The following is a 20,265-nucleotide window of genomic DNA, read 5'->3' on the forward strand; positions in this document are numbered from 1 at the left end:
TTCAGTTCGAACAGGCGTTCTTGTCTCGGCTCACCGGGGGGTGAAAAGGATGGGTGCAGTACCGACTGTGTCGTTGGAGGCGTTGACCGCTGCCGCACGCGCAGAGAATCGTCACGCGTTCCGCAAGATCTCCGCCTGCTACGACGTCCATCGGAGCTGGATCACCCACGACACCAAGTACAAGCACTACAGCCGATACGGACGCACCGAAATGGCAACCGCGTTGGGTTGCTCCGCCACCGTCGCCGAATCGTATGTGTCCGTCGGCGTTGCCTTACATACCCGGCTTCCCCTGGTCAAGGACGCATTCGAGTCCGGGGAGATCGACCTCCCGCGAGTGCGGACGGTGTGCCGGATCCTCGACAACCTCCCCGACGAGATCGTCAGGTCGGTCGAGGACGAGATCGTCGAAGCAGCGCAACGTAATTCGCCCGGTCCGTTGGAGAAGGAGATCTGGGACATACTGCTGCGGGTCGCGCCGGAGGAAGCGGCAGCACTACGAGAGTTCGCGAAACGATTCCGCCATGTTTCCTACAGCCCGGCCGGTGAGTTGGCGCGGATTCGAGCGGAATTGACCGCACCCGAGGCGGCGGCGGCCTGGCAACTGCTCGAGGAGATGGCCGACACCCTGTGTCCGAAAGATCCCCGCGGTAAGCAAGATCGCTTGTGTGATGCGTTCATGGCCCGGATGCACGGTGAATCCCGGTTGGCATGCCTGTGTCAACGTGATGACTGCCCGAAAAAGGATGCGGCATTGCCGAATCGGCGGGTTCCGTTGACGATGATCACCGTCGACATCGCCACCCTCATCGGACTGCTCGCCGACCCCGCGTATCTGGCCGGTCATGGTTCGATCGATCCGGATCTCGCCCGAGAGCTGGCCCGTAATAGTCAGTGGCAGATCCTGCTCACCGAAGCAGTCACCCTCGCCGAGAAGTTGGGCCTGGCTGTGCAGAACCCGGACACTGGGGAATGGGGACGACGCTCGGACCGCGAGAGGGCAAGGGCTGCAACCGGACCCGAGACGGGAACATCAACGGAAGCCGACACGGATGCAGGCGTCAACGCAGGCGCCAACGCCAACGCCAAAGCCGACACAGACGCAGACGTGGATTCGGCTGCTGATGCTGCTGAGGGAATGGGGTCGGCTACGGATTCGGGGGAGGAGACAGATTCCTCGACCGAACCGACCTCGGCCAGTTCACCTGCACCTGCATCGGGCAACACCTCGACACCGGCACCAGCTGCACCGGAAGCACCGTCAGATGAGGTCGACGAGACTGGCGATGCCGGGGCCGACCCGTCGGCAACTCCCCGCCCAGGTGCCGCCGATTCTGTCCGGAAGCACCCAGCAACACCCGCTACGGCACCAGCGACCGACCCGCTGGCGGAGTCAACGTCGACCACCGGCCCTGAGGCAGCTGCACGGCCCGAACCCGCGTCAGCTTCACGATCACCTGGGCAACAGGCATCGCCGGCACCTGGTATGGCGTCGAGCTGTTCGGAATCACGCTCGTCCACAACACCATTCGGAGCAGCACCATCCGCTTCGGCGTCAGCCGAAGGCCCAGCACCAGAAACAGGCGCGGCTGCCGCTGCCGACAACCCAGACCCGCGTCGGCTGGGATCACTGACCTCCGCCGCAGCTTTGTTCTGCACCCACACCCCCGTCGGCCGCGGCACACGGCACAGCTCTGCCCTCGCCCTGCCCTCCGCAATCCGGCGCAACAACCGGACGATCCATACTGCAGGCCGCACACCTTCAGGTATCTATCTCGGCAATGCCTCCCTCGCCGCAGCCCTGGAAGCCGCGATCGCCGCCGACCCCACCCTCGGAAAACCAGTACCCCGCGACCCGCTGACCGACCGCGCCTTGATCTACCGGCCCGACGCCCTGACGACCGCGGCAGTCCGGCTCCGCGACCGACACTGCCGCTTCCCTGGCTGTCACCGCCCCGCCGCACGCTGCCAACTCGACCACATCAATCCCTTCGACCACACCAACCCACTCGGCGGCGGCTGGACCACCGTCAACAACCTGCAATGCCTGTGCGAGTTCCACCACTCCGTCAAAACCGCCGGCTACTGGACAGCAGTCATGCTCCCCGGCGGGGCGATACTGTGGACCTCCGTCTCGAAGACCACCCGAATCACCCTGCCCGCCAACGGCACAGCCGTGCCCATCCTCGGCAACGACCTGAGACCACACATCCCCACCAAACCGAGACGATCCGGCATCATCGCCTACCCAGACCCACCGAACCCACCCGACAACCAACAACCCGAGACAGACGGCACGGCAGCACCGCCGTTCTAGGCGATGCTGCCGTGAATCCCCGTGCTCGCTACGTCAGACCAAGTGCTGAATGTGATCGCGCGTGAATTCGATGCGCTCGTCCACGCGGCCGTCGCCTACCTTGTTCACCCAATCCGGGTCGGACAGCAGTGCACGTCCGACGGCCACCAGATCGAATTCGTTGTCCTCGAACTGACCGACCAGTGCATCGAGCCCGGTGACGCCGGATGCGGCGTCCGCCGACCATGCCGACGTGAACACCGAATCGAGGCCGACAGATCCGACGGTGATCGTCGGAACTCCGGTGAGCTTGCGGGTCCACCCGGCCAAGCCGAGCTTTCCGTCGTTGCCGTCCAGCTCGGGGAACGCCGGATCCCAGTGGCGTCGGGTCGAGGCGTGCAACACATCCACTCCGGCGTCGACCAGCGGCGTCAGGACGCGTCCGAGCTCTTCGGGGTTCTGTGCGATTCGAGCGTCGAAGTGATTGCTCTTCCACTGGGAGAATCGGTACACGATGGCGAAGTCCTCGCCGACGGCCGTACGAATCGCGGCAACGACCTGCGCGGGGAAGCGAGTCCGAGCTTCGAGAGAGCCGCCGAACTCGTCCTCGCGCACATTGGTGGTGGCCCAGAGGAATTCGTCGAGCAGATACCCGTGTGCGCCATGCAGTTCGAGGCCGTCGGAGCCGGTGTTCTTCGCGTTGACCGCCGCCTGCACCCACTGCGAGGTGAGTTCATCGAGGTCTGCGTCGGTGAATGCCCGACCCACCGAAGAGCCGTCGAGTGCGATACCGGACGGGCTGACCGTGGTGACGTCCGGAAAGAGGCGAGGCTCGGTGCCGCGCTCGACGCCGAGGTGCCACAGCTGCGGGATGATCGCGCTGCCCTCGGCGTGCACGGCGTCGACGACACCTTTCCAGCCTTCGAGGCTGGCGTCACCGTAGATCCTCGGGACGCGGGTGTGGGGGCCCGCAGCGGGATCGGGGATGTAGGTGCCCTCGGTGATGATGAGGCCCGTGCCACCTGCCGCACGTTTGCGGTAGTACTCGGCCACGTCCGGGCCGGGTATGCCGTCGGGTGAGAAGGCACGCGTCATCGGGGCCATGGCGAAGCGATTGCGCAGCTTCAGCGACTTGACCTCGAACGGCTCGAAGAGCCCGGCGGTGGACAGATGCTCTGTTGTGGATGCAGTTTCGGTCACGCCTGCGCACAACCTGCCCGAACACCGGGCTATTCCCGGCACAGGGCTGTTAGCGTCGGAGCCTTATGAGCCCTTCTCCGCTGATCTCTGCCGCCGAATTGCACGACCTCTTCGAGATGGGACGTGGCCCAGTGGTCCTGGACATACGGTGGACCCTCCAGAACGGTAGCGACAGAGCAGGTTACGAGGCGGGGCACATCCCGACTGCGCAATTCGTCGACCTCGGCACGGAATTGGCGGCACCGGCGGATGGCGGGAGTGGAGCCAGCGGGAACGACCCAGATGATCGTGGCCGGCATCCGCTGCCCGACGAGGAGACCTTCGTCGCAGCGATGCGCGGCGCAGGGGTGAACGACGACTCGTCCGTGGTGGTCTACGACGCGGGCCCGGCGACAGCCGCGGCGCGGGCGTGGTGGTTGCTGCGCTACTACGGCCATGCGGACGTGCGCGTGCTCGACGGTGGCCTCGCCGAGTGGGTCGCGGCCGGATTCTCAACCGGTACTGAACCGTCGATCGTCGCGGCCGGATCGTTCACCGCCAAGCCGTCGCTCGCACGGGTTCTCGATGTCGACGACGTGCTCGAGTTCGCGCAGAACAACATCCTGCTCGACGCCCGGGCAGCCGAACGATTTCGCGGGGAAGTAGAGCCGGTGGATCCCGTGGCCGGTCACATCCCGGGTGCAGTCAACCGACCGACGACCGAGAACGTCGACGAGGACGGGCGGTTCCTGGCACCCGAGGTACTCAATGGCACATTCGGTGGACTTGTGCCGGAGGGAAAGGACGTCGCCGTCTACTGCGGATCCGGGGTGACGGCCGCTCATCAGATTCTCGCGCTCGAGTTGGCGGGCATCGATGCTGCGCTGTATCCGGGTTCGTGGTCGGGATGGATCACCGATCCGACGCGTCCCCGGGCATAGAGAACACCCTTTGACCAGTGTGTTCATGCAACCAGGGTTGAACTTGAATCTGACTTCAACTATACCTGGGGCATGAAGGTTGCAGGCAAAGTCGCCATCGTCACCGGCGGTGGTGGCGGAATCGGCGGTGCCATCGCCGCTCGACTCTCCGAGCACGGCGCGCGCGTCGTCGTCTCCGACGTCGACGAGACCACCGCCCGATCCGTGGCCCACGCCATCGAACGAGACCGGCCTGGAACGGCCGTCGCTGCGGCAGCGGACGCGTCGAACACCGACGACATCCGACGGCTGATCAGTCTGGCCGAGGATTCGTTCGGACCCGTCGACCTCTACTTCGCCAACGCGGGCATCAGCGGCGCACCCGGACTCGACGCCGCAGAGCAGGACTGGGACCTCTCGTTCGACATCAATGTGCGCGCCCACATCCGGGCCGCGCAACTGTTGGTGCCGGGTTGGCTCGAGCGCGGTGAGGGCTATTTCGTCAGCACTGCGTCCGCGGCCGGTCTGCTCACTCAGATCGGTTCGGCGACGTACGCGACGACCAAGCACGCGGCAGTCGGATTCGCCGAGTGGCTCAACGTCACCTACGGCAATCGGGGTATTCGCGTCAGCTGCCTGTGCCCGATGGGCGTCAACACCAAACTGCTCTACGAGGGACGCGAATCCGGAGATGCGTTGGGAGCGGCGGCAACTGCCGCGGTGCTCAGTGCCGGTGCCGTGCTCGAACCACTCGACGTCGCCGATGTCGTGCTCGACGCCATGGACCGCGAGCAGTTCCTCATCCTGCCGCACGAGAACGTACTGGACATGTACCGCAACAAGGGTGCCGACTACGACCGGTGGTTGCGCGGCATGCGTCGCTACCAGGACAGCTTGCTCGACAACAACCGATAGGGGCCCACTGTGGCATTTTTCGAGACCTCCGACCGTGCGAAGAAGTACGAGTCGGATCTGTTGGAGTTCATGGACTCCCACGTCTATCCGGCCGAGGCGGTGTACGAGCAACAGATGCTCGAAGCCGGAGACCCGCACTTCCATCCGCCGATCCTCGAGGACCTGAAGAAGGAATCCCGGTCGCGGGGACTGTGGAATCTGTTCCACCCGCATCCCGAGTGGGGCCCCGGTCTGACCAACCTCGAATACGCGCCGCTCGCCGAGATCATGGGCCGCAGCCTGCTCGCCCCTGAGGCGTGCAACTGCAACGCACCCGACACCGGCAACATGGAAGTCTTCACGCTCTTCGGCACCGACGAGCACAAAGAGAAGTACCTGAAGCCGTTGCTGGACGGCACCATTCGCTCGGCATTCGCGATGACCGAACCTGACGTGGCCAGCTCCGACGCCACGAACATCGCGATGAAGATGGACCGCGACGGTGACGACTTCATCCTCAACGGACGCAAGTGGTGGACGTCCAATGCGATGCACAAGAACTGCAAGGTGCTCATCGTCATGGGCAAGACCGATCCCGAGGCGGCCACGCACCGTCAGCAATCGATGCTGGTGGTGCCCATCGACGCGCCCGGGGTCACCGTTCTGCGCAACCTGCCGGTTTTCGGCTACATCGATCGCGAGGGCCACGCCGAGGTGCTCTTCGAGGATGTTCGAGTGCCCGCGAAGGACGTGCTGAAGGGACCGGGTGAGGGCTTCGCCATCAGCCAGGCTCGCTTGGGGCCCGGCCGTATCCATCACGCCATGCGCACCATCGGTGTGGCCGAACGTGCGCTCGAATTGCTCTGTCGCCGTGCGGCATCGCGAGTGACGTTCGGCAAGCCGGTGGCGATGCGCTCGAACATTCAGGACTGGATCGCCGAGGCGCGCATCGAGATCGAGAAGACGCGACTGCTCACGTTCAAAGCTGCATACCTGATGGACACCGTCGGGAACAAGGAAGCGCGCACCGAGATCGCAGCCATCAAGGTTGCGGCACCGGAGATGGCGCTGAAGATCATCGACCGTGCCATCCAGGTCCACGGCGGAGGCGGAGTGTCCAACGACTTCCCGCTCGCGATGATGTACGCCCACATTCGCACCCTGCGTCTGGCCGACGGTCCCGACGAGGTGCACAAGATGTCGATCGCGAAAATGGAGCTGAAGAAGTACCTCTGAACGTTGGTCAGAGACCCGGCTGCCACGCCGGGTCTCGGCCGATGAAGGCCATCAACTTGTCCTGTGGGGAAGCGTCGTCGGCGACGGGGACCGCGGGGCCGTACTGCCCGCTGTCTCGCAGCATCTGTTCCATCGGTCGCATGGCCTCGAGTGCGGCAGCGCAGCGTTCCTGACCCAGATCTGGCTCTCGGCCGAGGGCTTTCGCCAGGTCCCAGGAGTGCATCCAGGCGTCTGCGGTGTAGAACATGTCGATTGCCTTGTCCACCGGCATGTCTCCCGTGTGCGGATTACTCAACACGCGGCCGGCTGGGTCGTCGAGAACCGACTGGATGTCGGCGACGTGCTGAGTCCAGGCTGCGGCTGGGTCGGCCTCGATGTCGAGGGTCTCGAACTCGATTCCTGCGCCGCCCGCAAGAAAGCCGCGAGACCATTCGATCAGGTGCTTCACGACATCGACTGCGGCCCAGCCCGATACCGGGCTCGGGCGGGACCAGTCCTCGGGCGATGCGGACCCGACCAATGCGGAGAACCTTGCCGCGTCCTGTGCGTGCTGCTGGGCCGGACCGGTGTGCTGCTGGAGGAGTTCGTCGAGCTTGTCGTAGCCCTCCTTCACACCGACGTCCATGCCACTCGACAGCATGCCGTCGCGAGAAGCGAAGTCCGAGAATGCACTCGTCACTCTCAGCCGCGTACCGCCGTCGCCTCGACGCTCGAAAGTGAGCGTCTCGAGCGCAACCGAATCCGGTGCACCCTCCCAGGTGAAGGTCCACACGATCCGCTCGTTCGGCCGCACTTCGTGAAAGCTGCCGAAGAAGGCCGCGATCTCCTCACCGTCCCGGTCGTTGGCGAACGCCCAGGCACCTCCGGTGTGTCCCTCCCACTTGATGATTCGCGTGGTCAACGATCTGGGGCCCACCCACTGTCGGTACAGTTCGGGGTCGATGTGAGCGCGAAACACCCGCTCCGGCGTCGCGTCGAACTCTCGGACGATCTCGATCGTGGGTACTTTCTCGTCCGCAACGATCTCGGTTTCGGGTGTAGTCATGACACTTCCTTCGTCTCGGTGCTCTCGTCCTCTGCGATGCCGTCCAGTAGGCCGTCGAGGCGTCGATATCGCTGCTCGGCTTCCTGGCGATAGCGCTCGATCCATTTCGTCATCAGGCCGAACACCTCGGCATCGAGATGCACCGGCCGACGCTGCGCGTCCCTGCTACGCGTGACCAATCCGGCGTCCTCGAGCACTTTCACGTGCTTGGACACCGCTTGCAGGCTGATCTCGTACGGCTCGGCCAATTCGCTGACGTTCGCGTCACCGCCGGCGAGCCGGGCGACGATGTCACGTCGAGTGGGATCGGCCAGCGCCGCAAACGTTCTGTTGAGCTGCTCTGTTCGATCGTTCATGAGGTTCCTCGCTGTGTGTTGTTGCCGAGAATAGGCCGCTCACCGACCGTAGTCAACCACTTGGTTGAGTACGCCGATCGACTACCCTCGACCCATGAACGTCGTCGATGACATGGTGCGGGACGTGCTCTCCCGGGATCCGGGGCATCCGCTACGGGTGGCGATCGACGGAGTGACGGCTGCGGGAAAGTCCACCTGCGCGCGATGGCTGGTGGCTGCCGTTGCGGCGCACGGGCGCCCAGCCGTGCATGTGACGATGGACGGCTTTCATCACCGTCGCGTCCACCGGTATCGGCAGGGGCGAGCGTCGGCTCTCGGCTGCTACCGGGATGCATACGACTTCGACGCGCTACGTGAACACGTCCTGATTCCGTTGGGACCGAACGGAAGCGGTGCGATTCGGCGTCGGATCATCGATCTGGCGACAGATGAGGCGGTCGATGATCCGCTCGAACCGGTGCCGGCCGACGCGATCGTGGTGGTGGACGGAACGTTTCTGCATCGGCCGCCGCTGCCCGACTACTGGGACTACACGGTCTTCGTCGACACTCCCATGGACGTCGCACGGGCCCGCGGTATCGACAGGGATGCGGAGGCGCTCGGTGGCCCGGAGGCGGCAGGTCTGGCCTTCGACCAGCGCTATCACGAGGCATGCCGGATCTATCTGGACGAGGTGGATCCGCGCGCTCGGGCAACGCGAGTGTTGCCGGTCGACTGGATTGCTATCGAATGACCATCGTCCGTGCAGTCGGATGTACGGCAGCATCAGCGACGACGTCCCGCACACGACGGTGCGGTCGAGTGCCATCCAGCGCACTCGACCGCACCACTGCCGCAGCGTGTTTCAGAAATGAATCACCCCGCGCATGTTCTTGCCGTCACGGAGGTCCTGGTAGCCCTCGTTGACCTGTTCGAGGGAGTAGGTCGAGGTGATCAGCTCGTCGAGCTTGAGTTGCCCGGCGTCGTACAGGCGTAGCAAGCGCACGATGTCGTACTGCGGGTTCGCGGACCCGAAGAGCGTGCCCTTGATCGTCTTCTGATTCAACGTCAGATCCGTGCCGGACACGTGCACCGTCAGCTTCTCGGGATCTGCGAGGCCAGTGATGACGACGGTGCCGCCCTTACCGATTGCCGCGGTCGCAGCCTGCACGACCTCCTCGTCGACGGTTCCGACCAGAATCAGAGCCTGGTCCGCTCCCTGGCCCCACGTGAGTTCGGTCAACTTCTCCTGGGCCGACGCGGCATCCGCGAACGCGTGAGTCGCACCGAACTTCAGTGCCTGGTTGCGCTTGAACTCGAGTGGATCCACCACGAGTACATGCTTCGCACCCGAATGTACAGCTCCCTGAACGGCATTGATGCCGAGCCCGCCGATGCCGTAGATGATCACCGAGTCACCTGCGCGTACCCCGCCCGCGTACACGGCGGTGCCCCAGCCGGACGGAACGCCGCAGCCCACGAGAACTGCTGTCTCCAAGGGCAACCAGTCGTCGATCTTGACGACGGAGTGCTGGGAGATGGTGGCGCGCTCGGAGAAGGTACCGAGCATGCACATCGCTCCGAATTCGGTGCCCTTGCTGTCGCGGCGACGGAACGTGCCGTCGGGCATACAGCCCTCGAGGATCGTTGCGCCCATGTCGCACAGGTTCTGTCGGCCCGTCGAGCAATAGCGGCAGGTGCCGCAGTTCGGGATGAAGGAACAGACGACATGATCGCCGGGCTTGACCTTGGTTACGCCGGGACCGACTTCCTCGATGATGCCGGAGCCCTCGTGGCCGCCGACGATGGGGAAGCGTGGTGGCAGGTCGCCGTCGAGCAGATGTAGATCCGAATGACACAGTCCTGCTGCGACATATTTGATCAGGACTTCACCGGGGCCGGGGCCGTCCATGTCGAGTTCGATGATCTCGAACGGCTTGTGCGGCTCGAACAGTACTGCTGCTTTGGTCTTCACAGAGATTCTCCTGAGTTCGATTCAGCGGTAGATGGATTTGACGTGTTGGAAATTGCCGATGGCGTCGGGCCCGAGCTCGCGCCCGATTCCGCTGTCCTTGACCCCGCCGAACGGGGACGAGGGATCCACCATGTAGTGGTTGATGCCGATGGTTCCGGTGTGAATTCGTTTGGCCACGTCGAAACCTCGCTCGCCGTCGGCGGTCCAGACGGATCCGCCGAGCCCGAAATCGGAGTCGTTGGCAATGCTGATCGCCTCGGCTTCGTCGCCGTACGGGATGATCGACAGGACGGGCCCGAAGATCTCTTCCTGCGCGATGGTGTGGTTGTTGTCGACGTCGGCGAAGATCGTCGGTTGAACGAACCAGCCGCGATCGAGGTCTGCGGGTCTACCACCGCCGGTGACGAGCCGAGCGCCGTCGCCGCTGCCTTTCGCGATGTAGCCCTCGACGCGATCGCGCTGCCGCTCGCTGGCCATCGGGCCGATCTGGGTGGCCGGGTCGAGCGCGTCGCCGACGGCCAAAGAATTCGCGAACGCTTCCATCATGCCGACCACCTCGTCGTAGCGGGAGCGCGGCGCGAGGACGCGGGTACCGAGGAAGCATGTCTGACCGTTGTTGAGAAACGTTGCACCGAAGAGGTTCTCGCCGATCTCGGCGAGATCGAGATTCGCGTCGTCGAGGATGATCGACGCCGACTTGCCGCCCAGTTCGAGAGTCACCGGGCGCAACAGGCGGCCACATGTTTCGGCGATGGACCGCCCGGCTGCGGTGGAGCCGGTGAACGCGACCTTGTCGATGCCTCGATGCGAGACCAGATGGGCACCGATCTCTCGGCCACCGGGAACGATGTTGATGACGCCGGGCGGCAACCCGGCGGCAATGATGGCCTCCGCCAACACAACCGAGTCGAGCACCGTCTCGGGAGACGGCTTGAGGACGACGGTGCAGCCGGCTGCGAGGGCCGGTGCGTACTTGAACGCGGCCAGAGTCTGCGGGAAATTCCACGGTGCGATGGCACCGACGACGCCGATCGGCTCGCGTCGAACCGTCGTCGTCCCGCCCATCAGGTGGGGGTGAGATTCCTCGAACTGCGCGGTTCGCGTGAGGCCCGAGAAGTACCGCATCACGGCGACCGGGAAGCCGCCTTCGAGTTGCTCCGCAATGGAGATCGGCATGCCGTTCTGCGCCGCCACGAGTCGGGCGAGTTGGTCGCCTCGCTTCTCGTACTCGTCGGCGAGTCGATCCATCGCGTCGGCGCGCTTCGAGGGCTCCCACCGGCTCCAACCGCTGGGGTCCTCGAATGCGCGGCGGGCAGCGGCCACCGCCGAATCGACGTCGGCTTCCTGTGCCTCGGGTACCGATCCGATGCGTTCTTCGCTACTTGCCGAACGGACTTCGATGCGGGCGGACGAGCTGGGTTCCACCCACTCGCCGCCGATGAAGAGCGACTGCGCGTCGAGCTGCTCTCGTGTTGTCGTGTGTGCATCCATGCATACGAGTGTGACCCCGATCACGGATGCCGAGTGTTCAGAAAGTGGACAAGTTCAGCCGAGGATGCCGAACTCGCGCATCCGCTTGTACAGGGTGGTCCGACTGATTCCCAGGCTTTCCGCCGTCGTGCGTTTGTTGCCGCCCTGCCGCGCCAACTCGTGCACGATGGCGTCGCGCATCGCGGTGTCGAGCGTGCTCATCCGAGTCGTCGACGCGTTCTTGCGCGGTCTGACCAGTTCCCGTTCGGTGATGTCTCCGACGGATCTACGCGATGCGGCCTCGGTGACCTCGGCTCGAAGTTCGCCGATGTTGCCCGGCCAGTCGTAGTCGATCAGCGCCGACAACGCCGCAGGCGTGAAGTGCGCGCGGGACTCCAGCTCGGCCATGATGGCGCGGACCAGGTCCGGGATTTCGTGTCGGCGAGAACGCAACGGGGCCAGCTCGATGGTGTCGGCGCACAGCGAAAGGAGTTGGCGGTGTTCGAGTTCGGCCGAGTCGGCGGCCGAGCTCGACAACGCGTACCACCCGCGGGCTGACGACAGAGTCGAATGCAACCGGTTCGCCACCGGACCTGGGAGAAAGTGCACGTTCTTGATCACCACATCGTGTGCGGCCTCGACCTGATGCTCGACGGCTGTCAACCACACGGCCGGGGTCGTCGTCACCAGATCTGCGGCGTCGAACCAGTGCGGTGACGTCGTTGCTGTCAGTCGGGCGAGGGTGGTCGATTTTCCGGTTCCGGGTTCACCGATGACACACAACGGCTTTCGGATCTTCGGAGCGGGAAGAGGGGTGCGCACGGTGTCGTGAGGATCGATCTCGATGACGATTCCAGCGGCCGATACCGGACGCTCCCAGCGCACGGTCGCGTGCAGTCCGGAATTGAGGATCACATCGTGTACGACGCCACTGCGCCGGATCGAATCGTCGGTGAGCGCGCGCAGTGCGGAATGATCGACTGTGTCGATCATTGCTGCAGCGCTGGTGTTTTCGAGCAGAATCTCGTCGGCGATCGCGATGACCGGCGCACCGCGACGCTGTGAGGACGCGTACTGAAATGCCTGGAACAGTCGATGTTCACCGGAGCGTGTCTCTTCGAGGAGCCTGCCCTGAATGTCCTGTGCGGCATGGACGAGCATCGGTTCGAGTAGCGGGTTGTCGCCGGAGGCCAGGAAGGTGATGTCGAGGACGCCCTCGATGCGGCGTGTGACGGGGTGGATCAGGGGGTGGCCGTAGCAACTGAAGGTCTTCATCGACTCGATGTAGTGCTCCTCGGCACGTACGGCACAGGGTGCGCGCATCTCGAAGCTCGTCGAGATCGAATTGGTGCCCGATGCCTGTTCGGTGAACGACCGGCCGACGACCGCGCCGACCGAGGACACTGCATCTCGTAGCGAATGGGTTCCGAAACGGAGATCGACCAGCCGGGCATCGCGATCCGCGAGCAGGACGCAGTACCCGGAGCCGTCGAGCACGCTCTCCATCCGATCGAGGATGGGGTTTGCGGCGGCGAGGAGGCGGCTGCGACGGTCGACGTCACGAAGACTCGCCTGCTCCAGGGTGTCCGCCGGTGCGAGACCGCTCTGCGCCGACCGTTGCCAGGACTTGGCGATGGAATCTCGGAGCTTGTCTGCACCGCTGTGCATCGCGCGTACCTCCGTTGGCCGGCGCTTGGTCGTGCTGTGACGGTAGCGCCGACTGCCCGGTTCGACGCGCGTTTCGACAGAACCTGTCCGATCGGGCAGTGATCTATTGACAGTGCACTGTCGTGAGTGCAAAGTGACAGCACACTGTCAAATTCTGGAGGCTCGACATGACAACGATCGCTCTGTACGCCACCGACACCATGGCCGACTGGGAATACGGATACCTCACCGCAGGTCTGGCCATGGCTCGCGAGCAGGACCCGGACGCGAACCGGCTGATCATCGCATCGGAGACGGGGGAGGCCATCACGACGATGGGAGGATTGCGGATCACTCCCGATATGGCCGTGCCCGACCTCCCGGCCCTCGATGCCCTGATTCTGCCCGGCGCGCCCAGTTGGGACTCCGGTCACGATGCGGTGCTGAGTCTTGCCGCCGAACTCGTTGCGGCGGGCACTCCGATCGCGGCGATCTGCGGGGCAACATTGGGTGTGGCCCGGGCCGGACTGCTCGATGACCGGCCGCACACCTCGAATGCCGCCGAGTTCCTCACGCAGGCAACCGAATACCGTGGAGCGGAGCACTACCGCGACGAAAAAGCGGTCACTGATGGCACCGTGATCACCGCAGGTGGCGTGAGCCCGTTGGAGTTCGCGAAGCTCGTGTTCGAGCGGTTGAACGTGTTTCCCCAACCCGTGGTCGATGCCTGGTACGGCCTCTACACGACGGGGGAACGCAAATACTACGACCAGCTGGCGGGCGCATGAGCCAACGCACTCCGGAGGGTGATGCGCTCACGGCCCTGGTGTTGCCCGTCTTCGAGCTCAACGGTGAATTTCTCGCCGCCGCACACGACATCACCGAGCCGACAGGTCTGACTCCGGCGTGGTGGCAGGTCCTGGGGGCCACCCTCGACGAGCCCCTCACCGTGGCCGACATCGCCCGCCGCGTCGGGCTGGGGTTGGCGCGGCAAAGCGTACAGCGGACGGCAAATCTGTTGGTGGACAAAGGTTGGGCCGTGTACGTCGACAACCCGAACCACAAGCGGGCAAAGCTGTTGGAGCCAACCCCCAAGGGACGCGACACCGTTGCAGAGCTGCGAGATTCGCAACACGCGTGGTCCGATGCCGTGGGAGCCGCTGTGGGAGAGAGCGAACTGCGCGCCTTCGCCGCCACCCTCGACAGGATCCTCGCGGCATCCCGTGACTATCGCGGCGGCAGTGCATAATTTGGGCATGGTTGCGCTCGGGGTACTTCTGACCGGATTGCTGGCCGGCTTGTCGATACAGTCCGACGGCATCGACACACTCGGCGGCACCAGCTTCGGCGCGTTGTTCTCCAGTGCCGGCGTGGGAGTTGCGCTCGCACTGATTCTGGCGTCGGGTACGGCGATGGTCGTTCGTCGGCACCGCATTCTGGCCGGACTGTCCATCGCCGCTGCTGTCGTCATCGGCGGCTCTGCCCTGCTGTTCCAATCCGACATCGCCGAGGTGATGGCAAGCGGAGTTCTGTTGGGATGCAGTGCGGTACGGGCGAATCGTGAACGAACTCGTCAGGCGCTGCTGGCCGGGTCGTTCCTTGTCGGACTGCTCAGCGCCGGTGCGGTCGAGGCATTGCATTACCCCGATGTTCCACGGCGCTACGCCGACTACCTCACCGAATCCGATATGGGCACACCGGTGGTCGTGCCGGTGCTCTGCGTGCTGGTGGTGTTGGCAGCGGCGTGGACAGCGCGCAACGAAAACCAGGGCGAAAGCCCGGCGACCGAGCGCGATATCCGCACAGTCGGGGCGATGCTGCTGGTGGCGTTCGGCGGGCTGTTGCTCAATGTGGCGTTCGTATTCAGCATGTTCCAGAGCGAGTACGGGTTCGGCGGCCGCTGGAACCACGGTCTTTTTGTCGTCCCCGTATTGTTCGCGGCCGCTGCTCTGCTGCCGGGACGCGGGGGCGTGATGGTTCTCGTTGGGGCGGCCGTGCTGCTCACCTCGACCACCACGTCGGGGGTGGGTATCAGTGTCTCGGCCCGGGTCTGGACACTCGGACTCGTAGCCGTCATTGCAGTGTCGGTTGCGGCCGGCACTGCACTGGGATTGCGTTGGGGCCGTCCGATGGTCGGTATCGCAATTCTGGCGGTCGTCTGCGCGACGGCACTGTTCGAGCAGCCGCCGCTGGACAACGTTCACTACGTGGCGAGTCTGGTGGTCTTCCCGGCCGCCGCTGCGTATCTCTACGTGGCGTGCACACCGGCCGACCCGACGCCTGCGACCCTCGGCCTCGCGGTGCCGGTGGCGATCACCGTGCCGATGGTCGTCACCTACGGCTGGACGGCGTACACGCCACTGACTTCTGCACTGACGGACACGTCCTGGCCGGAAACGTGGCTTTCGACGGGTGGCGCATTCGCAACGGTCGTGCTCGCAGGCGTCGGGATCTGGGGTCTGAACCGCTACCGGACTGCGCGGTAGACTACGTGTAGGACCTGGTCCGATCCGACCGTCTCCGTTCGCTCGAATGTCGAGACGTCCCAGCCGTCGTAGATCGGTTCACCGGCTCCGAGAATCACCGGCGAGACCGCCAGATGAAGGTGATCGACGAGCCCAGCTTTCAGGTACTGCCGCACCGTCGACGCCCCGCCGCCGAGGCGCACGTCTTTGCCCGACGCGGCCTCGTGGGCACGATCGAGCACAGCCTCGAGGGGATCGTCGGTGAAGTGGAACGTGGTGCCGACCATCTCCAGTGGCGGCCGCGGATGGTGGGTCAGCACGAACACCGGGTGGTGGTAGGGCGGCTCCTCGCCCCACCAGCCGCGCCAACCGTGATCCGGCCATTCGCCGCGAATCGGACCGAACATGTTGCGGCCCATGATCGTTGCGCCGATGTTCTCGGTGCCGAGGTCGAGCATCCGTTGATCGGCGTCGGGGTGTTCGGTGTCGGACCGGTCGGCGAACACCCACTGGTGCAGCGCCATGCCGTCGACCCCCATGGGGTTGTCCTGGCTCTGATCGGGACCGGCAGCGAAGCCGTCGAGCGAGACCGACAGATTGTGTACGCGAAGTGTCATACCCGAGTAGACCAGCAGCCGACCGCGAAGTCATCGGAGTACCGTTTTCTTCATGGCTTACAGATACCTCGGACACAGCGGACTGAAGATTTCGGAGATCACCTACGGCAACTGGTTGACCCACGGATCGCAGGTGGAGAACGACATCGCGACCCAATGCGTACGTGCTGCGCTCGACGCAGGCATCACCACCTTCGACACCGCGGACGTCTACGCCAACGGAGCGGCGGAAACGGTGCTCGGTGACGCGCTGAAAGGGGAGCGTCGGGAATCGCTGGAGATCTTCACCAAGGTCTACTTCCCCGTCGGGCCCAAGGGCCCCAACGACACCGGACTCTCACGCAAACACATCCGCGAAGGCATCGACGCGTCCCTTCGTCGACTCGGTACCGACTACGTGGACCTCTACCAGGCTCATCGCTACGACGTCGAAACCCCGCTGGAGGAGACCATCGCCGCGTTCGGTGACGTCGTCCGCCAAGGCAAGGCGCTCTACATCGGCGTCTCCGAGTGGACCGCCGATCAGCTGCGCGCCGGGCAGGAACTCGCCCGACAGAACGGCTTCTCGATCATCTCGAACCAGCCGCAGTACTCGGCACTGTGGCGCGTCATCGAGGATCAGGTGATCCCCACGTCGAAGGAACTGGGCATCTCGCAGATCGTCTGGTCGCCCATCGCGCAGGGCGTGCTCACCGGCAAGTACCTTCCCGGCCAACCGCTGCCCGACGGGTCGCGCGCCACGGACGACAAGGGCGGCGACAAGATGATCGAGCGCTACCTCGACGATCAGACGCTCACCCGGGTGCAGCAACTGAAGCCCATTGCCGACGACCTGGGAATCACCATGGCGCAGTTGGCCGTTGCCTGGGTACTGGCCAACGACAACATCGCGGCAGCGCTCGTCGGAGCCTCGCGCCCCGAGCAGATCGCCGAGAACGTCAAGGCCTCCGAGGTGACGCTCGACGCCGACGTGCTGGCGAAGATCGACGATGCACTCGGCGATTCTGTGGAGCGCGACGCGGGCAAGACCGGTTCGCCGGAAGCACGACTGGTGTAGTGCCTGCGGCAGTGGTGCGGTTGAGTGCCGCAGAGGGCACTTGATCGCGCCACTGCCGAAGGCACTGTAGTAATGAGGTATGGACACGATCACCGTCGATACACCTCAGGGCCAGGTTCGCGGTCGGACCGGTGCCGGCATCACCTCGTTCCTCGGAGTGCCGTACGCCGAGGCCCCGTTCGGGCCCCGTCGATTCCAGGCGCCGTCGCCGCCACCCACGTGGGACGGCGTTCGCGACGCACTCGAGCTCGGGGCCACCGTCCCCAAGGTGGGATACCGGCCGCCGACGAGCGAAATCCTGAGCGAGCCCGTCGTACCCGGCGACGACTGCCTGAACGTCAACGTCTTCACCCCCGATATCAGCGGATCGGCGCCGGTGTTCGTCTGGATTCACGGCGGTGCATTCGTCAACGGCAGCAACGCCATTTCCACCTACGACGGTTCGGCCTTCGCACGAGACGGCGTCGTGGCCGTGGTGATCAACTACCGACTCGGAGTCGACGGTTTCGCGCTGATCGACGGTGCCCCGGCCAACCGAGGGATGCTGGACCAGGTTGCGGCCCTCGAATGGGTGCGTGACCACATCGCCTCCTACGGCGGCGACCCCGCGCGGGTGACCATCGCGGGGGAGTCCGCGGGCGCGATGAGCGTCGGCACCCTGATGTCGATGCCGCGCGCCGACGGGCTCTTCGCACGGGCGATTCTGCAGAGTGGAGCCGGCCACCACGTCATCACCGCCGAGACGGCCGCGAAGGTCTCCGCTGCGTTGGCGGCCTCGCTCGGTGTCGAGGCGTCGGTCGACGGGCTGGGTTCGGTACCGGTGGACGCGTTGGTGGACGCCCAACGCGAACTGTCCGATCGCATCACGGCCGAGGCCCCGACCGGAGCATGGGGTGAGCTCGCCCTGAACGTGATGGCCTTCGAGCCGTACATCGACGGTGATGTGGTTCCGGCGCAGCCCTTTTCGCGCATCGGCGACGGCGCGAGCTCGCAGGTGGACGTGTTGATCGGCACCACCAGTGAGGAGCATGCGTTCTTCATCGTCCCGGCCGGAATAGTCCCGCACCTCACCGAGGACTACGTGAAGATGGTTCTCACCGGGTACCGGGCCGACGCGTCGGCGCTGGACCGGTACCGCGAACAGCTACCCGACGCCTCGGCCGGCGAGCTGATGATCGCGGTCATGACCGACTGGTTCTTCCGCATCCCGGCCACGCGTCTGGTCGAGGCCCGTTCCGGAAACGCCTTCGTCTACGAATTCACGTGGCGGTCGTCGCTGTTCGACGGGGCACTCGGGGCCTGTCACGCACTCGAGATCCCGTTCGCGTTCGACATGTTGCACAAGCCCGAGACCGCGCGCATCACGGGGCCGAATCCGCCGCAGCAGGTGGCCGACGAGATGCATCGCGCCTGGGTCGACTTCGTGCGCGACGGCGCTCCCGGCTGGGACCGGTACGGCACCGACCGTGCGGTGATGATGTTCGGAAACGAGCCGGGCGTCGTCCTCGATCCGAGACCCGAAACGCGTGCGGTGTGGGACGGGGTGCGCTGAGCTTCCTGCTACAACCTCCGAACGTCGTCTGCGAGGTGGCTCGCAGGCGGGTTAATCTCGGATATGCGCAGATTCCTTCCCGGTGGCGGTACGAGTTCTCCGGCCCCCGTGCGGCCTGCTCGTGTCGTGGTGGTCGGTGGCGGCTTCGGCGGCTTCAATGCTCTGCAGAGGCTCGCGAAGCTGCTGGGGCCGGATCGCGCCGTGCTGACGTTGGTGGCCCCCACCGACTACCTGCTCTACAGTCCGCTGCTTCCCGAGGTCGCGACCGGCGTGCTCGATCCTCGGGATATCGCCGTCTCGACCCGTCAGGCACTGCCGCGCGCCAGGTTGGTGCTCGGTCACGTCACGACCGTCGATTTCGAGGCCCGCGAGTTGACGGTGACCGGTCCGGACGGTGACTCGACGCTGGAGTGGGACAAGCTGATACTCGCGCCGGGGTCGGTGACCAAGCAGTTCGACATCCCTGGCGTCGACGAGCACGCGTACGGTCTGAAGACCTTGAGTGAGGCCGTCTACATCCGCAACCATGTGCTGGCCCAACTCGATGCGGCCGATGCCCTGCCCGATACCCCGGAAGGCCGGAGCGAACGCGCGGAGCGGTTGACGGTCGTCGCTGTGGGTGCGGGCTACACGGGCACCGAATTCGTTGCGCAGATGCAGAATTGGGTTCGCGGTATCGCATCCCGATGGGCGAGCGTCGATCCCGAGGAGGTGCGCTGGGTGCTCGTCGACGTTGCCGATGCGGTACTTCCCGAGCTCGGTGAGCGACTCGGCAAGGAGGCGCTCGCCGTGCTCGCCGAACGCGGCGTCGACGTTCGGCTGGGTGTGTCGGTGGCCTCGGCGACCGCAACGTCGGTGACGCTCACCGACGACGAGGTCATCCCGTCGCGAACCCTCGTCTGGGGCGCAGGCGTCGCGGCGAGCCCGCTCATCGCGCAGCTGGGTCTGCCCACTGTGGGCGGGCGCCTCGTCGTCGGCGCGGACATGACCGTCCCCGAGGTACCGGACGTCTGGGCGATCGGCGACGCGGCCGCAGTTCCTGACCTCGCTGCCGACCCGTCGAAGCCCACACCACCGACGGCTCAGCACGCGCAGCGTCAAGGCGTTGCCGTCGCACGCAATGTCGCGGCGTCACTCGGCGTCGGGCAGGCGCGTCCGTACAAGCACAAGGACTTGGGGCTCGTCGCCGATCTCGGTGGATTCGACGGTGTCGCAAAGCCTCTCGGAATTCCGCTGACCGGACCTGTGGCGAAGTTCGTTGCCCGCGGCTACCACCTGTATGCGTTGCCGACGGTCTCCGCGCGAGTGCGAGTGGCGACGGACTGGCTGTACTCCTCGGTGCTGCCGACCCGAGTCGTCAACCTCGCCCAGGTGCGATCCGAGGATGCGCTGATCAAGAAGGCTCAGGCAATCGACCTGTACGAATAGAGCGGCTTCGCCGCACGTGAGTGGAACTTCGTGACGGGTTCACGTGGTCGTCGCAACGAGCAGTCGTTTGTTGTACTCCTCGAGGGGAGTATCCCATCCCAGGGTTTTTCTGGGGCGGTTGTTCAGTAGCGCGGCGACCTCGTCGAGCC

Annotated in this window: 18 protein-coding genes; 11 read left to right on the forward strand and 7 right to left on the reverse strand. The window is 65.0% G+C overall.

Going from position 1 to position 20,265, the window contains the following annotated elements; genetic code table 11:
- Positions 1–49 precede the first annotated feature (49 nt).
- Entirely contained in the window at positions 50–2,317 is a 2,268-nt protein-coding gene (locus MTX34_RS24800) for an HNH endonuclease signature motif containing protein (protein ID WP_243611130.1), read from the forward strand.
- Positions 2,318–2,350: 33 nt separating this feature from the next.
- Here the strand turns inward: MTX34_RS24800 and MTX34_RS24805 are convergent, their stop codons facing one another.
- Positions 2,351–3,496 (reverse strand): NADH:flavin oxidoreductase, encoded by a 1,146-nt coding sequence (locus tag MTX34_RS24805; protein WP_308198566.1) that lies wholly within the window; start codon positions 3,494–3,496, stop codon positions 2,351–2,353.
- A 65-nt stretch (positions 3,497–3,561) separates the two neighbouring features.
- Between MTX34_RS24805 and MTX34_RS24810 the strand changes: the two genes are divergently transcribed.
- The 3 genes from MTX34_RS24810 (at position 3,562) to MTX34_RS24820 (ending at position 6,525) form a co-directional block, all read left to right on the forward strand.
- On the forward strand, positions 3,562–4,416 hold the full coding sequence (locus MTX34_RS24810; protein WP_243611131.1) for a sulfurtransferase: 855 nt from the start codon (positions 3,562–3,564) through the stop codon (positions 4,414–4,416).
- A gap of 72 nt (positions 4,417–4,488) precedes the next feature.
- Positions 4,489–5,310: an SDR family oxidoreductase gene (locus MTX34_RS24815; protein ID WP_243611132.1), complete on the forward strand. Its 822-nt coding sequence runs from the start codon at positions 4,489–4,491 to the stop codon at positions 5,308–5,310.
- A 69-nt stretch (positions 5,311–5,379) separates the two neighbouring features.
- On the forward strand, positions 5,380–6,525 hold the full coding sequence (locus MTX34_RS24820) for an acyl-CoA dehydrogenase family protein (protein ID WP_374640467.1): 1,146 nt from the start codon (positions 5,380–5,382) through the stop codon (positions 6,523–6,525).
- Between the two features lie 7 nt (positions 6,526–6,532).
- Here MTX34_RS24820 and MTX34_RS26090 read toward each other — a convergent pair whose 3' ends face one another.
- Positions 6,533–7,570 carry a TIGR03086 family metal-binding protein gene (locus MTX34_RS26090; RefSeq protein WP_308198567.1) on the reverse strand — a complete coding sequence of 346 codons (1,038 nt, stop codon included), beginning with the start codon at positions 7,568–7,570 and terminating at the stop codon, positions 6,533–6,535.
- Entirely contained in the window at positions 7,567–7,926 is a 360-nt protein-coding gene (locus MTX34_RS24835; protein WP_243611134.1) for a helix-turn-helix transcriptional regulator, read from the reverse strand. The genes MTX34_RS26090 and MTX34_RS24835 overlap by 4 nt, the downstream gene beginning before the upstream one ends.
- A gap of 94 nt (positions 7,927–8,020) precedes the next feature.
- Here MTX34_RS24835 and MTX34_RS24840 point away from each other — a divergent pair, with 94 nt between their 5' ends.
- Entirely contained in the window at positions 8,021–8,659 is a 639-nt protein-coding gene (locus tag MTX34_RS24840; RefSeq protein WP_243611135.1) for a hypothetical protein, read from the forward strand.
- 111 nt (positions 8,660–8,770) lie between these two features.
- On the opposite strand, the gene MTX34_RS24845 is transcribed toward MTX34_RS24840, so the two are convergent.
- From MTX34_RS24845 to MTX34_RS24855, 3 genes are read right to left on the reverse strand one after another with little or no spacing between them, the layout of a single operon-like run.
- Entirely contained in the window at positions 8,771–9,880 is a 1,110-nt protein-coding gene (locus MTX34_RS24845) for an NDMA-dependent alcohol dehydrogenase (protein WP_243596956.1), read from the reverse strand.
- Between the two features lie 21 nt (positions 9,881–9,901).
- Entirely contained in the window at positions 9,902–11,371 is a 1,470-nt protein-coding gene (locus tag MTX34_RS24850) for an aldehyde dehydrogenase (RefSeq protein ID WP_243611136.1), read from the reverse strand.
- Positions 11,372–11,425: 54 nt separating this feature from the next.
- Complete coding sequence (locus MTX34_RS24855; RefSeq protein WP_243611137.1) at positions 11,426–13,018, reverse strand: sigma-54-dependent Fis family transcriptional regulator; 1,593 nt, start codon at positions 13,016–13,018, stop codon at positions 11,426–11,428.
- Between the two features lie 167 nt (positions 13,019–13,185).
- On the opposite strand from MTX34_RS24855, the gene MTX34_RS24860 reads away from it, so the two are divergent.
- From MTX34_RS24860 to MTX34_RS24870, 3 genes are read left to right on the forward strand one after another with little or no spacing between them, the layout of a single operon-like run.
- Positions 13,186–13,785 carry a DJ-1/PfpI family protein gene (locus MTX34_RS24860; RefSeq protein ID WP_243611138.1) on the forward strand — a complete coding sequence of 200 codons (600 nt, stop codon included), beginning with the start codon at positions 13,186–13,188 and terminating at the stop codon, positions 13,783–13,785.
- Entirely contained in the window at positions 13,782–14,246 is a 465-nt protein-coding gene (locus MTX34_RS24865) for a MarR family winged helix-turn-helix transcriptional regulator (protein WP_243611139.1), read from the forward strand. Before MTX34_RS24860 ends, MTX34_RS24865 begins: the two co-directional genes overlap by 4 nt.
- A 7-nt stretch (positions 14,247–14,253) precedes the next feature.
- On the forward strand, positions 14,254–15,483 hold the full coding sequence (locus tag MTX34_RS24870; protein ID WP_243611140.1) for a hypothetical protein: 1,230 nt from the start codon (positions 14,254–14,256) through the stop codon (positions 15,481–15,483).
- On the opposite strand, the gene MTX34_RS24875 is transcribed toward MTX34_RS24870, so the two are convergent.
- Positions 15,465–16,079: a dihydrofolate reductase family protein gene (locus MTX34_RS24875; RefSeq protein ID WP_243611141.1), complete on the reverse strand. Its 615-nt coding sequence runs from the start codon at positions 16,077–16,079 to the stop codon at positions 15,465–15,467. The genes MTX34_RS24870 and MTX34_RS24875 overlap by 19 nt on opposite strands.
- A gap of 52 nt (positions 16,080–16,131) precedes the next feature.
- Here MTX34_RS24875 and MTX34_RS24880 point away from each other — a divergent pair, with 52 nt between their 5' ends.
- From MTX34_RS24880 to MTX34_RS24890, 3 genes are all read left to right on the forward strand, one after another.
- A complete protein-coding gene (locus MTX34_RS24880; protein WP_243611142.1) occupies positions 16,132–17,136 on the forward strand; it encodes an aldo/keto reductase family protein in 1,005 nt (334 codons plus the stop codon).
- Between the two features lie 79 nt (positions 17,137–17,215).
- Complete coding sequence (locus tag MTX34_RS24885) at positions 17,216–18,688, forward strand: carboxylesterase/lipase family protein (protein ID WP_243611143.1); 1,473 nt, start codon at positions 17,216–17,218, stop codon at positions 18,686–18,688.
- Positions 18,689–18,751: 63 nt separating this feature from the next.
- Complete coding sequence (locus MTX34_RS24890) at positions 18,752–20,116, forward strand: NAD(P)/FAD-dependent oxidoreductase (RefSeq protein ID WP_243611144.1); 1,365 nt, start codon at positions 18,752–18,754, stop codon at positions 20,114–20,116.
- Positions 20,117–20,265: the final 149 nt, after the last annotated feature.

This window comes from Rhodococcus sp. ARC_M5, from assembly GCF_022810405.1.
GTDB lineage: Bacteria > Actinomycetota > Actinomycetes > Mycobacteriales > Mycobacteriaceae > Rhodococcoides > Rhodococcoides navarretei.